Annotated in this window: 11 protein-coding genes; 6 read left to right on the plus strand and 5 right to left on the minus strand. The window is 37.5% G+C overall.

Annotated elements, in window-relative coordinates; all coding sequences use genetic code 11:
• Positions 1–94: 94 nt before the first annotated feature.
• The 3 genes from GGR22_RS03990 to GGR22_RS04000 form a co-directional block, all read right to left on the minus strand.
• On the minus strand, positions 95–1,951 hold the full coding sequence (locus GGR22_RS03990) for a S8 family serine peptidase (RefSeq protein ID WP_182492651.1): 1,857 nt from the start codon (positions 1,949–1,951) through the stop codon (positions 95–97).
• A gap of 112 nt (positions 1,952–2,063) precedes the next feature.
• On the minus strand, positions 2,064–3,593 hold the full coding sequence (locus tag GGR22_RS03995; protein ID WP_182492652.1) for a RagB/SusD family nutrient uptake outer membrane protein: 1,530 nt from the start codon (positions 3,591–3,593) through the stop codon (positions 2,064–2,066).
• Positions 3,594–3,607: 14 nt separating this feature from the next.
• Positions 3,608–6,748 carry a SusC/RagA family TonB-linked outer membrane protein gene (locus GGR22_RS04000; protein WP_121375073.1) on the minus strand — a complete coding sequence of 1,047 codons (3,141 nt, stop codon included), beginning with the start codon at positions 6,746–6,748 and terminating at the stop codon, positions 3,608–3,610.
• 194 nt (positions 6,749–6,942) lie between these two features.
• On the opposite strand from GGR22_RS04000, the gene GGR22_RS04005 reads away from it, so the two are divergent.
• Complete coding sequence (locus GGR22_RS04005) at positions 6,943–7,551, plus strand: ribonuclease HII (RefSeq protein ID WP_182492653.1); 609 nt, start codon at positions 6,943–6,945, stop codon at positions 7,549–7,551.
• On the opposite strand, the gene lipB is transcribed toward GGR22_RS04005, so the two are convergent.
• Positions 7,548–8,267, minus strand: coding sequence for a lipoyl(octanoyl) transferase LipB (gene lipB / locus GGR22_RS04010; protein WP_121375075.1), 720 nt, complete (start codon positions 8,265–8,267; stop codon positions 7,548–7,550). The genes GGR22_RS04005 and lipB overlap by 4 nt on opposite strands.
• Before the next feature lie 171 nt (positions 8,268–8,438).
• On the opposite strand from lipB, the gene GGR22_RS04015 reads away from it, so the two are divergent.
• From GGR22_RS04015 to GGR22_RS04035, 5 genes are all read left to right on the plus strand, one after another.
• Positions 8,439–9,251, plus strand: coding sequence for a GEVED domain-containing protein (locus GGR22_RS04015; RefSeq protein WP_182492654.1), 813 nt, complete (start codon positions 8,439–8,441; stop codon positions 9,249–9,251).
• A gap of 130 nt (positions 9,252–9,381) precedes the next feature.
• On the plus strand, positions 9,382–11,085 hold the full coding sequence (gene lysS, locus GGR22_RS04020) for a lysine--tRNA ligase (protein ID WP_182492655.1): 1,704 nt from the start codon (positions 9,382–9,384) through the stop codon (positions 11,083–11,085).
• A gap of 310 nt (positions 11,086–11,395) precedes the next feature.
• A complete protein-coding gene (locus GGR22_RS04025; RefSeq protein WP_121375077.1) occupies positions 11,396–11,722 on the plus strand; it encodes a hypothetical protein in 327 nt (108 codons plus the stop codon).
• Positions 11,723–11,875: 153 nt separating this feature from the next.
• On the plus strand, positions 11,876–12,298 hold the full coding sequence (locus tag GGR22_RS04030; RefSeq protein ID WP_182492656.1) for a hypothetical protein: 423 nt from the start codon (positions 11,876–11,878) through the stop codon (positions 12,296–12,298).
• Positions 12,299–12,377: 79 nt separating this feature from the next.
• On the plus strand, positions 12,378–12,695 hold the full coding sequence (locus tag GGR22_RS04035; protein ID WP_147406566.1) for a hypothetical protein: 318 nt from the start codon (positions 12,378–12,380) through the stop codon (positions 12,693–12,695).
• 56 nt (positions 12,696–12,751) lie between these two features.
• Here the strand turns inward: GGR22_RS04035 and hemL are convergent, their stop codons facing one another.
• Positions 12,752–14,038 (minus strand): glutamate-1-semialdehyde 2,1-aminomutase, encoded by a 1,287-nt coding sequence (gene hemL, locus GGR22_RS04040; RefSeq protein ID WP_182492657.1) that lies wholly within the window; start codon positions 14,036–14,038, stop codon positions 12,752–12,754.
• Positions 14,039–14,069: the final 31 nt, after the last annotated feature.

Consider the following 14,069-nt stretch of genomic DNA (forward strand, 5'->3'; position numbering starts at 1 on the left):
CTAAAAAACAATTTGAGCAAAGATACTTTTTTTAAGTAAAATAAAAACATAAAAAAACCCGCTTTAAAAGCGGGCTTTAGAAGATCATATAGAATTATTGTTTGATGAATTTTCTTGTAACAGTTTTATCTTGGCTAGAGAACTTAGCAAAATAAACTCCTGATTGAAGATTAGAAACATTAACAGAATTCGATGAAAAGTCTTTACTTGAAATAACTAATTTTCCTGTAATATCAAAAATAGAGATATCCGACAACACAATATCATTAGCTATTGAGAAATTAAGATTGTTTGCAACTGGATTCGGATATACAACGATAGAATTATCGGCAACAAAATTATCTCTGTTTAAAGTCAATCCATTATCACTATTTGCAATCAATGCAAATTCTTGCGAACCGTTTACTAAAGTCCCTTTGTGAGTAACTTGAATCGTATAGGTTCCAGCCTGCGCTACATCGATTTCAACTTTTTCAACATTGTCAACTTCGTTATCTGAGTTGCGAGTAGCACCAGAAAATTGATCATCTGGATTCATTTTCCATGGATAGTAAGTAGTACCGTCTTTTAAGATTTTCAAATCCAGATTGTTTCTAAGTCTTGGAACTCTATTATTTAAGGTACCTGCAGTATTTAATGCTCCAACAGGATCTGTCCAACAAATTGTAACTTGTAATTTTTGCGGACCGCTTATGCTAATATTCTTAGTAAAAGTCTGTGCATTTGCCAAAGTATTTTCTTCTAAGATTGTTGTCGTACCTTTACCAGAAATAATTCTAGCAGCTGCTTCAGCATTCGCTAATCCCCATCCAAATTCATAATCAGGACCTGGATTTGCACCTGCCTCACTTGCAGAATGGCAAATTAACCCCCTAACAGTTGCCGCTTTCATGTAAGCTGCATTAATGTTGTTATAGTGTTTTTGCAATAGCACAACCATCCCTGTAATTGCAGGAGCTGCCATAGAAGTTCCATTTAACTCTCCATAAGCTGTATCAGAGCTGCTAACTGAAGAAGACACATTAACACCTTTAGCAGCAATATCTGGCTTAATACGGCCATCATCTGTAGGGCCATAATTACTGAAATCACTCATCACAACACTTCCAGCCCCTGTATAATTCAATACTTCATTTACAGCCGCAACAGTAATTCCGTTTTTTGAAGTTCCAGTTCCAGATAATAAATCATATCCTCCATTCTGAACAACGTGAGCAAAAGACTGATCTCTATCATTACCGGCAGCAATGACAATCTGATAGTAAGGATAAGCATTAGCTAACATATCAATTTCTCTTGAAGAAGTATCATATTGTCCAAAAAGCCAAACGGGTAATGAGGCAGAAGCATATCCATAGGAATGATTAGAAACCAAGAAACCTTGGCTACCAAAACTAACCATTTCATCATAATCATTATCCCAATCATGAGTAAGTGCTTGTGCTTGATAGGCAATACCTCTACGTGCTCCTAATCCGGCTCCTCTTGCTATAATTGTTCCAGTAACGTGAGTCGCATGCAAGCTTAATGTAGTTGCAGCATCGTTTAATAGTACTCGGCCTGTTTGAAATTCGGTATGTGTATTTCTAACTTTACCGCCATCCCAAACACCAGCAGTCATACCAGAACCAGTAACATTAAGACCCAAAGATCCTCCTGGATATAGTGTATTCGTTTTTATGGTCTGAGAAGAACCTGCATTGGAAGTAGTGAAGAATATTGGAATACCATTAAAAATTCGTTGCAAAGAATGTGTTTCACTTTCGACAAATAGATTTTTTGCCTTATAGTCATCAATCAGTTTCTTTTGCTCTAAGCTACGTGCTTTTGAATATTCTTTCAGTTGTTCCACTTCTTTCTTGTCGTAAGAAGTTATAATCTTCTGCCTTTCTTCTGCATTTTGAGAAAAAACATAGACAGGCATTAATAAAAATAGTAGTAATCCCTTCATTTTTAATAGTATTGAATATTTTTAGATTTAACAAATGTAAAATAATAACGAAAGCAATAAAAAAAAAAGCTGTTAAAAAATAACAGCTTTTTAAAATTTTAATTACTAAAAACTAGTAATCTGTATTTTGTTGGATATTTCTATTACCTAACATCTCATCAAGAGGAATAGGCAATGTAAATCTGTGATCAGTAAGAGGCAAACTACAAACAGGAACGTTGTTTTCTTCGCAATCTCTAAAGTATCTGTCGATTGTTACGTTAGCCAAACCACCTAACCTTTTCAAGTCAATGTAACGGTGACCTTCAAAACAAAGTTCGATACGTCTTTCTTTTAGGATATCAGCCCATGCCTCAGTAGCAGAAGCATAATTTGGAAGAGGTTGAACAAGACCTAGATAGTTTCTTCTATCTCTTATTTGTTTCAAGATAGCAGCTACTGAATTTGTAGCTCCATTTATATTACCAGTTGAAGCTAAAGCCTCAGCTTTGATGAAGTACATTTCAGACAATCTGAAAACTTTCAAATCGTTTGTTAAATCACCTCCAGCTTTACCAGGATATTTATCAATCAATAAAACGTCTGCTCCTTTATAATTTGCAACAGTTGCAGGATCAGCAGCAATAACAGAAGTTGGATCAATATAAGCTCTTCTTCTGATATCTCCTTGCTCAAATGTTCCTAACAAGTTGAAAAGATTTCTTCCCATATCGTGGAAAGGACCTCCAGACAAGTTCGTTCTGTTGAAATAGAATGTACCGGCAATACCACCTTGAGCAGCAGGTCTAGCCAAGCTTAAGATAATCTCACCTTGATTAACGTCTGCAAACATTTGACGGTATGGGTTAGTAGTAGTCGCAGTGTAGAAGTTACCTGCTACATAAGGAGTAGCAGCAGTCAAATTCAATCCTGAAGTATTGATTACGATATCAGCATATTGTGCAGCAAGAGTATAGTTACCTCTGTAAGCATACATTCTAGCTCTGAAAGCGTTCAAGAAATTTTTAGATACAAACTTAAAGCTATTAGCTCCAGCTTGGTCAACTAAGTTAGCATCAGCATAAGTCAAATCAGATTCGATTAATGCGAAAACTTCACCGTTTGTATTTCTAGGTAACTCTTCAGTTAATGCAGGAACTCTATCCATCAAGATTACACCCAATGCATTGTCATCTTTGATATTCTCAGAGAAGAAAGAAAGCAATTGGAAGTGACCGAAAGCTCTTAAAGCTCTTGCTTGAGCAACCATAGAATTATACGCAGCTACTTCATCAGCTTCTGGAGTAATTCTAGCAGCACCTCTTAAAAATCTATTTGTATAGTTAATCAAAGTGTAGTGTGCTAACCACATAGCAGCAGGCTCAGCTGTTGCACTATTCAATGTATATTTATACAAATCAAGATTTTGACCCGCATTTTGAGAACCTATACCTAATTCATCTGTAAATACAGCACTGAATGCAATCTCATTAGTAATTGTTGCTCTATTGTAAACTTGGTTAAGATACAATTGCATGTCATCTAGAGACTGAAAAGTAACGTTTTCACCGAATTCACCGTCTTGTTCAATACGATAAGCGTCCTCGCAAGAAAATAGCGACAAGCCTATGGCAAACAAAAGTATTAATCTTATTTTTTTCATAATTATCTTTTTTTTTAAAATTGTAAGTCTACACCGAAAGAAATAACTTTAGGAGATGGATATCCTCCTTGGTTGCTAGAGTTTAATCCTTCAACATCAAATCCTCTCCATTTAGACCAAGTCAAATAGTTTTCTAACTGAGTATAGAATTTTACTCCTGAGAATAATGTCTTATCAAGCAATTTAGCAGGGAACTCATATCCAAAAGATAAGTTTCTCATTCTGATATAATCAGCATCAACTAAGTATCTGTCAGAGAAAGTCTCAGCAGCATTAATATTTGTAGCTGTTAATGAAGGAACATTAGAACCAGTGTTTGTTGGCGTCCAAGCATTTAAAAGCTCAGAAACTACAGGACCTGTTCCGATTCCACTAGCTGGATTAGACAAGTTCAAAAGGTCAAAATCAAATCTGTAAATATCAGCTACAAAAGAGAAGTTTGCGTTAACAAAGAATCCTTTGTAAGATGTATTGAAACCAAATCCACCTTGGTATTTTGGGATCATTGATTTTCCAGAATTTCTTCTATCTTCGTTTGTTGGAGTTTCTGTAAGATTATTGTTTCTGTCTAAGAACAACAAGTTACCATTATCAGGATTAACTCCTACGTAAGGAACAACAAAATAAGTATTGATTTGGCTACCATTTTGTTGAACAAAATTGTCAGCTACTTGGATAAAATCATTTGCTGGGTTCGGATATACTAAATCAGCCCATTCGTTTTTGTTATAAGAACCGTTTACGAATAAATCCAATTTAAAATCACCTTCTTTGAAAACATCATATCTCAATAACAACTCCACACCACTGTTAATAATACTAGATTGAGTATTAGCAGCGATAGTATAAAGCTGGTTAACAGCTGATACGTAGTTGTCATCAAATAAGTCTATAGTCTTTTTTCTATACACATCTAACGAACCAGATAAACGTTTCCACATTGTGAAATCAATACCCACGTTAGCTTGTTTAGTAGTTTCCCATTGAAGGTCAACGTTTGCAATAGTTGCTACACCAAGTGAAGCTGCATTGTTATAACCTGCTTGAGAAGAGTTCAAATCTCTTACGTTGTTGTTAGCCAAGTATAGAGGGTTAGCTCCATAAGCAGCTGCTAATACGTTTTGGTTACCTGTAGTACCGTATGATGCTCTTAATTTTAAGACATCAAAGATTGAGTTTTCCATGAAAGCTTCTTGATCGATGTTCCATCTTGCAGAAACAGACCAGAAAGTACCCCAAGTATTGTCTTGGATAAATTTGTAAGAAGCATCTCTACGAACAGTTGCCTCAACACCATATTTAGAATCATAATCATAACTTGCAGTAGCAAAGTAAGAGAACAATCCAGCATCTCTTTTCAAACCACCAATAATTCTATTATATAATGTAGGTGTTGCTGGGTTGAAAGGAACAAAACCAGTACCTGCTCCTAAAGACCAAGTTCTTGGATCAAGACCTTGTTGTGTCCAGTTTTCAGCTCTTCTGTGAGCTTTGATGTACTCATTAAACACAGATACTTCAACAGTATGTTTATCGTTGAAAGTTTTGTTATAGCTCAACTTGTTAACAAGATTGAAAGAGAAATCTCTATCTGTTTGTTGTTGCTCAATACCACCAAACTGTGCACCTGCTGGTGTTGCAACAATTGCCAAATAAGATTGTGGCGCTCTTGCAAAAAGTCTTTGGTTTAATACATAATCAATACCCATTGTAGTAGTGAAGCTTAATGCATCAGTAAAATTATATGTAGCTGTAGCATTAGCTAAAATTTTAGTCTCTTCGAATGAGCTTGGGATATTTTCAGGATTTAAATAATCCATCAACATGAAAGGATTGATTTCGAAACTTGGCGCTCCAAATTCATCAAACAATTGTTGACCATTCACATACTGCGCTGGGTTTAAATATGGCTGAGAAGCTAAAAGACCTTGTAATGGGTTTTGAAGTGTATTCGCATTAATGTCAGTTCTTGTTTCTTGCTCTAACTGAACCCTTTTAGAGTAAGCAGCAGTTAAATTAGTACCATAAGTAAATTTACCATCTGCAGACTTACCTGTAAAGTTAGTTCTGAAAGTAAATCTTTTGAAACCTGTATTTGGAACAATACCATCTTGGTCGAAATAGCTCAATGACGTAAAGTTTGTCATGTTCTCACTACCTTGAGTAAAGCTAAGGTTATGATTTTTTGAGATTCCAGTTCTAAAGAAAACCTTTTGCCAATCTGTATTTGTACCCCAATATTTAATTTGGTTTTCAGTCAATCCTACTGACAATTCAGGAGTTAATGGAGAATTCCAGCCCGCAACTTGCTCTGGAGTTAACGTTGCACCCATACCAGCACCCACTATGTTCTCCAATGTAAGAAGCTGTTGAGCGTTTGTAAGCTTATAATCGTGATCTTGCAAATTTGTAAAACCTGTTGTAGCAGTGTATCTTACTTTCAATTTTGAATTATAAGAACCTCTCTTAGTTTTTACAACAATAACCCCGTTTGCTCCTCTATTACCATAAATAGAAGTTGCACCGGCATCTTTAAGAACGTCAATACGCTCGATATCCTCAGAGTTGAAACTTCTGAATACGTTTTGGTTAGCAGCAACTCCGTCAATAATGAACAAAGGCTCTGTGTTACCATTCACAGAAGAAAGTCCTCTCAAGATTACGTCAATTTTTGCAGAACCTGGTGAACCAGATGATGTTGCAATATTCAAACCTGCAACCTGAGACTGAAGTGTTTGCAAAAATGAAACGTTAGGTCTTCCTTCCATAGTCTCTGAAGTAATTGTAGCAACAGCATTCGCTGATCTTTTCTTACTTGTAGTTCTATAGCTATCCACAACCACAGTTTCCAAAGAAGTTGCTTCTTCTTGCAAAGCCACATTTACTGAGCTAGAAGCTCCAACAGTTACTGTAGAAGTTTTATGACCTACATACGTAAACACCAAAACCTCTCCCTGACTTGCAGCGATGGAATACTTACCATCAAAATCAGTTTGTGTTCCACGAGTTGTCCCTTTAACTACAACTGCAACGCCAGGCAATGGTAGGCCTTGGCTATCGGTAATTGTACCAGAAATAGTTTTCTCCTGTGCGAACGAAAACTGCATTGAAAACGCTAGTAAAAGCGCAAAAATCCATTTGAACTTCGATCTCATATTTAAATTTATTTGAGTTAGTTATCCTGCAAACTTCTTAATAATTTCTTAAATAAACAAATATTACTCCGGAATAATATTTTTACGAATGTTAAAAAAGACCATTACTTCAGATTTTTGCACATAATCTATCTATTAGATACACAAAAATCAAAAGGTTGCGTTATTTTTTATAGTTTTGCTAAAACGCAGATATGTTACTTACTAGTTATTCCAATTTAACATTTGAATGTGGTACCGACGAAGCCGGCCGAGGATGCCTTGCAGGCCCTGTGACTGCAGCTGCCCTAATACTTCCGGAAAACTTTATCAATGAATTACTGAATGATTCCAAACAGCTTTCAGAAAAAAATAGAGACCTTTTAAGACCTATAATAGAAGAAAACGCGCTTTGCTTCTCGGTAACGCATATAGAGCCTACAATTATTGACGAAATTAACATCTTGAACGCTTCGATACATGCCATGCAGTCCTGCATAAAAAAGCTAACTCCCATACCTAATTATATAATTGTAGACGGAAATCGTTTTAAGCCCGTAGAAAACATCCCGCACAGCTGTATCATCAAAGGCGACAGCAAGTACTTAAGCATTGCCGCCGCTTCTGTTTTAGCAAAAACATATAGGGATGAATACATGAATCAAATTCATGAAGAATTTCCAATGTATAATTGGAAACAAAACAAAGGCTACCCAACAAAAGAACATCGCGAAGCCATACGAAAATATGGCAGCACAAAATACCATAGGATGTCATTCCGACTGTTGCCAGAACAATTAGAAATCGATTTTCAAGAATTTTAGACTGTTTCTTTTTGGAAAGCCACAAACTGAGATTCGAAAAGCTCGGTAAAATGCTTCTTGATCTTTTCTTTCACTTCGGCCACATCTACTTCTTCAATACCAAGTTCGACATTTAAAGAAGTTACCGCCTTTCCTCTTATTCCGCACGGAATAATATTATCAAAATAACCTAAATCAGAATTTACATTCAAGGCAAACCCATGCATCGTAACCCAGCGGGAAGCGCGAACGCCCAAAGCACATATTTTTCTAGCAAATGGTGTCCCGACACCTAGCCACACACCTGTCTCGCCTTCACTCCTAGTGCCTGTCAAGCCATAATCAGCCAAAACCCGAATAAAGACTTCTTCTAAAAAACGCAGGTATTTATGGATGTCTGTGAAAAAATTCTCCAAATCCAAAATAGGATAACCTACAATTTGCCCAGGCCCATGATAGGTGATATCGCCACCCCGGTTGATTTTATAAAAAGTAGCTCCTTTGTCTTCCAGCTGCTTTTCGCTCAACAGCAAATTGCTCAAATCGCCACTCTTTCCTAACGTATATACATGCGGATGTTCTACAAAGAGAAAATAATTTGGAGTTTCTAGTTCCAGCTCTTCTCTTCTGTTCCTGATTTTTAGATCCAGTATGTCCTTGAACAAATCTTCTTGATATTCCCAAGTTTCTTTATAATCTTTCTGACCTAAGTCTAGAAGTTGAATTTTTTTGTTCATTTCAATTTAACCTTTTAAGGATACAAAGTTACAAACTAAAATGCCATGATTTATAAAAGTCATTCCTTACTTCTAAAACCACAAAAGTATAGCTGATTGCCAGATATTTAAATCTTTTTATATATTTACGATAAAGTAATATTAACATTAACCCCTAAAACTTTACATTTTATGATTAGAAAAACTACTCTTAAAAACCAAAATCCACTATTTGGTAAAAGCTTTTTTCGCAACTTGAAATTCGTTTTCGGAATTGCTTTCTGCTCTCTGGGATTTGAAGCCCACTCACAGTACTGCGAACCCTTTTTAGACTGCACGGATGACGATCTGATCCTAAATGTCTCGCTAGCAACATTGACGAACGCGAGTACATGCGGCGGTGGCGGTTACAATGATTTTACAGCCATGGCTGCCCCAACTCTTACTATGGGAACCTCCTACCCTATTTCTGTAACAGTTGGAGATGGATGGTCAAATGAATCTGTCAGCGTTTGGATCGATTATAACGGAAATGAAATTTTTGAAACCTCAGAATTTACCTATATCGGTACCGGAAGCGGAAGTGTAGTTACAGGAAATATCACGATCCAAACTGCAACAGCAGGCAACAAGAGAATGAGAGTTCGTGTAGCAGCAGTTGGAGCAGTGGCAGCAACAGGCGAGCAAGCCTGTGATGAAGAGGATGAATATGGCGAAACTGAAGACTACACTGTAAACATCCAGCCTCTTTTAGGCATTGATGACGTAAATGCCGCAAACAAACTGGTAGTTTCTAAATCAAACGGCATGCTAAACATCAACAGTGCTGCCGACTTAATTGAGCAAGTTGAACTATATGATCTTACAGGCAAACTGATTTATTATAAAACAGGCATCAACAACAATGTTTCAAGCCTGGACAGTTCGCTTTTTGCCAATCAAATTTTAGTATTGAAAGTAAGGACTGCCGATCAAATTACGCATATCAAAAAAATAGCAAACTAACCCTTGCTCAATTCAAAATCATAAAGGCTGTCGCTTAAACGTGACGGCCTTTTTATTTTATCTTTTCAACTTTTTGATTTTCTGACTTTCCAACTTTTAACTATCTTTGCACGCTTAAAATTAATACGATATGCAACTTTCAGAACAAGAAATCATCAGAAGAGAAAAATTGGGCAAGTTGAGAGAACTCGGCATCAACCCATATCCGGCTAATTTGTTTCCAGTGGACCACACTTCGAAACAGGTCAAGGACGCTTTTGAAGAAGGAAAGAAAGTGATTGTTGCAGGTCGCGTGATGAGTACCCGTATTCAAGGAAAAGCTTCTTTTGCTTCCTTGCAAGACAGCGAAGGACGCGTACAGATTTACATCAATCGTGATGAGCTTTGCCCTGGTGAAGACAAGACCTTATACAACGAGGTATTCAAGAAACTGGTAGACTTAGGCGATTTTATTGGAGTTGAAGGTGAATTGTTCACTACGCAGGTAGGCGAAAAATCAATCCGCGCTACGAATTTCACCCTATTGAGCAAAACCCTTCGTCCGTTGCCTTTGCCAAAAACAGATGCTGAAGGCAACCTGCACGATGGTTTTACCGATCCAGAATTGCGTTACCGCCAGCGTTATGTAGACCTAGTCGTGAATCCGCAGGTAAAAGAAGTTTTCGTAAAAAGAACAAAATTGTTCAATGCGATGCGCAACTTCTTCAATACGGCCGGATACATGGAAGTCGAAACCCCTGTATTGCAATCTATCCCTGGAGGTGCTGCCGCTAGGCCGTTTATTACACACCATAACTCTTTGGATATTCCTTTATACATGAGAATTGCCAACGAATTGTATCTGAAAAGATTGATCGTAGGTGGTTTTGACGGCGTATACGAATTCTCCAAAAACTTCAGAAATGAAGGAATGGACAGGACGCATAATCCTGAATTCACCGCTATGGAAATCTATGTAGCCTATAAAGACTACAACTGGATGATGGAGTTTACTGAAAATCTTTTGGAACATTGCGCCGTTGCCGTAAACGGAACTGCCGATGCTACCTTTGGAGAGCACCACGTAAGCTTCAAGGCGCCTTATGCAAGAGTCACAATGACCGACGCCATTATAAAATATACTGGTTTTGATATTTCTGGAAAATCGGAAAAAGAAATATTCGAAGCCGCAAAATCTATGGGAATTGCTGTGGATGAAACCATGGGCAAAGGAAAGCTGATCGACGAAATTTTCGGAGAAAAATGTGAAGGAAACTTTATCCAGCCGACTTTCATTACCGATTATCCAAAAGAAATGAGTCCGCTTTGCAAAGAACACCGCGACAACCCAGATCTTACAGAGCGTTTTGAATTGATGGTCTGCGGAAAAGAAGTAGCGAATGCCTATTCTGAGCTAAACGACCCGATCGACCAAAGAGAACGTTTTGAAGCACAGTTGAAATTGTCGGAAAGAGGCGATGACGAAGCGACCCAATTCATCGACAATGATTTCCTTAGAGCTTTAGAATACGGAATGCCTCCTACATCGGGCTTGGGAATCGGCATGGATCGCTTGATTATGTTCTTGACCAATAACGCTTCGATTCAAGAAGTCTTATTCTTCCCTCAAATGCGTCCTGAGAAAAAAGCAGTAGAGGTAGAATTATCTGCTGAAGAAAAAGGAATCATTGAAATCTTGAAAGCCAATGAAAATGCTATGCCTTTGAACTTATTAAAAGTCAAAGCAGACTTAAGCGGTAAAAAATGGGACGCTGCCATGAAATCTTTGTCCAAACATGCCTTAGTAAAAGTAGCCGTAAACGGCGAAGACAAAATAGTAGAACATATAGGATAATTTTCCTTACGCTAACCAAAAAGACCGTTTAATGAACGGTCTTTTTTAGTATAATCAATTGCCAAATAGCAAAATCTTTAATGCACACTAAAGCCCTTAACCAATCAAGAAAGTCTTCAATCCAAATAAAAAAAGGCTTTAACCCCATACCTTTAATACTATTTTAGCATAAACTTTCGAAACTCATCCTATTCAAAGACAGCAATCCTGTTAAAAAAATTTACAAGTCATAATTTTACCATTATATTTCTTTGATTTTATTTTTAAATGATTTAGATTTGATTTCTTAAACCTATTCAAATCAACAATTATGAAAAAAATATTCGCTATTCTTGCTCTTTTCTTAGCATTCTCAATCAGCGCAGTAGCTCAGGAAGGACAAAAAAATCCTGATACGGCAGCAGCGGCAGATCTTGCAGCCTTAAACAAGGTAGTTCCAATATCAAAAGCATCAGAAAGAGAAATCAAAGAAGCGTTTTATGCGAAACATAAATTCTTAACGCAGACAGATCTTACTGCAGAGCAAAAAGCACAAATTTCTACAGAAACTGAGGCAAAACTAGCAGAACTATTGTCGCCAGAGCAGCTTAAAAAACTAAAAGCAAACAGAGAACTTTACAAAAAATTAGTTCAATAATATACAAAACCAAAAGCCCGCTTATAAGCGGGCTTTTTTTCGCTCCTGTTTTTCTGAAAGTCTTAAATAAATCAGAAAAAATACCTTCTCATTAAACCTTTTATTTTTATCAAGGTCTTACCATCAAACTAAAAATTAATAAAAGGAAAAATTATGAAAAAAATGTTTGCACTTGCAGTATTGATGATCGGAATGACATCGTTTGCACAAGAAAAGCCAGCAGAAGGCAAAAGAGCAGAAAAAGCTAGAATGGAAAAATTGACTCCAGAACAGCGTAATGAAAAACACCTGAAAAAGCTGACTGCCGATTTAAGCTTAAGCGAATCACAGCAAAAACAGATGGCCGCGGTACTTTCTGAGCAATCTGCAAAAAGAGAAGCTAAAAGAGCCGAAAGAGAAAAAGTGATGGAAGCGAAACGTTCTGAAAGAAAGGCGGAAATGGAAGCGACAGACGCAAAAATCAAAACCATCCTGACTCCAGAACAGACTAAAAAATGGGAAGCTATGAAGACGGAAAGACGCGAAAAAGCCAAAGAAAAACTGCAAGACAGAAAAAAAAGAGCTGAAAAAAAGTAAGCAAAAGTTGACTCTTTTTTGAAATTATCTTAAATTGGCTTCAAATTTGATATACTATATCAAAACAAATTCATTTATTATGAAAAAATTTATTGCTATTCTATCTGTATTTTTTGCCTTCACGATCGCTTCTTTTGCACAAGCAAATCCAGCCGAACAAGCAAAAAAAGATGTTGCTTCCTTATCTGAGGCGGTAACGCTGAGCGAGCAAAATAAAGCCACATTCTTGGAGCTTTTCAAAAAGAAGCATGAAGCGCTGTCAAAACCAGGGCTTTCAGATGACAAGAAAAAAGTCATTTACAAATCGATCGATGCTAAATTGAGAGGTACTTTAAATGCCGACCAGATGGCTAAAATCGACAGCAATCCTGCATTATTAAAACAATTGACTCAATAATAACAATTGAGCATGTAATAGAAAAAAGGCTTTCCGATCGGAAAGCCTTTTTTATTTTAGAACTGTTTGGTTACTTTGTCTACAGCCTTTATAGTAAAATCTAAGTCTTCGTAAGTCAAAGCATCGGTTATGAACCACGTTTCATAAGCAGAAGGAGCAATATAAATACCTTCTTGCAGCAATCCGTGGAAGAATTTCTTGAAATTTTCGTTATCGCCTTTTGAAGCCGATTGCAAATCGGTTACCGGACTTTCGTCAAAATGAACCGAAATCATCGAGCCTACCCTATTGATGGTAAACTTGATGTTATTTGCCGTCAATTTTTCTCGTATTCCTTTTTCAAGATAAGCCGTCTTTTCTTCCAAACGCTGGAAAACTCCAGCATCTGTGTGTAAAGCTTTCAACATTTCCAGACCTGCCGCCATTGCCAAAGGATTCCCAGACAATGTTCCTGCCTGATACACAGGCCCAAGCGGTGCCAGATAATTCATGATTTCGTTTCTTGCCCCAAAAGCTCCAACCGGGAGTCCGCCACCAATTACCTTTCCAAAAGTCACGATATCCGCTTTAATACCAAACAATTCTTGCGCTCCGCCTTTTGCCAAGCGAAATCCGGTCATTACTTCATCAAAGATAAGCAAGGTGCCGTTTTTATCGCAAAGTTCTCGCAAAGCCTGCAAAAACCCTTTTTGAGGAGGAATACAACCCATGTTTCCAGCTACTGGCTCTATGATGATAGCCGCAATTTCATTTGGATTAGCCGCAAACAATTCGGCTACATTCTCAAGATCATTGTATTTCGCTAACAACGTATCTTTTGCCGTGCCTTGGGTCACGCCTGGACTGTTCGGCGCTCCGAAAGTAATTGCTCCGCTTCCAGCTTGTATCAAAAACGAATCCGAATGTCCGTGATAACAGCCTGCAAATTTGATAATCTTATCTCTTTTGGTATAACCTCTCGCCAAGCGGATTGCACTCATGCAAGCTTCTGTCCCTGAATTTACAAAACGAATCTTGTCAATATTAGGCACCATCGAAACGGCCAATTCTGCAATTTCTGTTTCTAAAGCTGTCGGCATCCCGAAAGATGTCCCGAGCTTGGCCCTTTCGATTACGGCATTCACAACCGGATCAAAAGCATGTCCCAAAATCATCGGTCCCCAAGAGTTGATGTAATCGATGAGCTTGTTACCGTCCTCGTCGAACAGATACGCCCCTTTAGCAGATTTGACAAAAATCGGCGTTCCGCCAACTGCCTTAAACGCACGGACTGGAGAATTGACTCCTCCAGGAATTACTTTTTCAGCTTCAGCAAAAAGCTGGCTGCTTCTTTGGTATAGCATATTTTTCTATGAAAGAACCCGGAAAGGATTT

Origin of the sequence: Flavobacterium gossypii (assembly GCF_014138495.1) — a bacterium.
Taxonomy (GTDB): domain Bacteria; phylum Bacteroidota; class Bacteroidia; order Flavobacteriales; family Flavobacteriaceae; genus Flavobacterium; species Flavobacterium endophyticum.

Bases quoted from the DNA above. Each gene is read 5' to 3' on its own strand.
- GGR22_RS03990 (WP_182492651.1), bottom strand. From the start codon at position 1,951: ATGAAGGGATTACTACTATTTTTATTAATGCCTGTCTATGTTTTTTCT.
- GGR22_RS04005 (WP_182492653.1), top strand. From the start codon at position 6,943: ATGTTACTTACTAGTTATTCCAATTTAACATTTGAATGTGGTACCGAC.
- GGR22_RS03995 (WP_182492652.1), bottom strand. From the start codon at position 3,593: ATGAAAAAAATAAGATTAATACTTTTGTTTGCCATAGGCTTGTCGCTA.
- lipB (WP_121375075.1), bottom strand. From the start codon at position 8,267: ATGAACAAAAAAATTCAACTTCTAGACTTAGGTCAGAAAGATTATAAA.
- GGR22_RS04030 (WP_182492656.1), top strand. From the start codon at position 11,876: ATGAAAAAAATGTTTGCACTTGCAGTATTGATGATCGGAATGACATCG.
- lysS (WP_182492655.1), top strand. From the start codon at position 9,382: ATGCAACTTTCAGAACAAGAAATCATCAGAAGAGAAAAATTGGGCAAG.
- GGR22_RS04025 (WP_121375077.1), top strand. From the start codon at position 11,396: ATGAAAAAAATATTCGCTATTCTTGCTCTTTTCTTAGCATTCTCAATC.
- GGR22_RS04035 (WP_147406566.1), top strand. From the start codon at position 12,378: ATGAAAAAATTTATTGCTATTCTATCTGTATTTTTTGCCTTCACGATC.
- GGR22_RS04000 (WP_121375073.1), bottom strand. From the start codon at position 6,748: ATGAGATCGAAGTTCAAATGGATTTTTGCGCTTTTACTAGCGTTTTCA.
- GGR22_RS04015 (WP_182492654.1), top strand. From the start codon at position 8,439: ATGATTAGAAAAACTACTCTTAAAAACCAAAATCCACTATTTGGTAAA.
- hemL (WP_182492657.1), bottom strand. From the start codon at position 14,038: ATGCTATACCAAAGAAGCAGCCAGCTTTTTGCTGAAGCTGAAAAAGTA.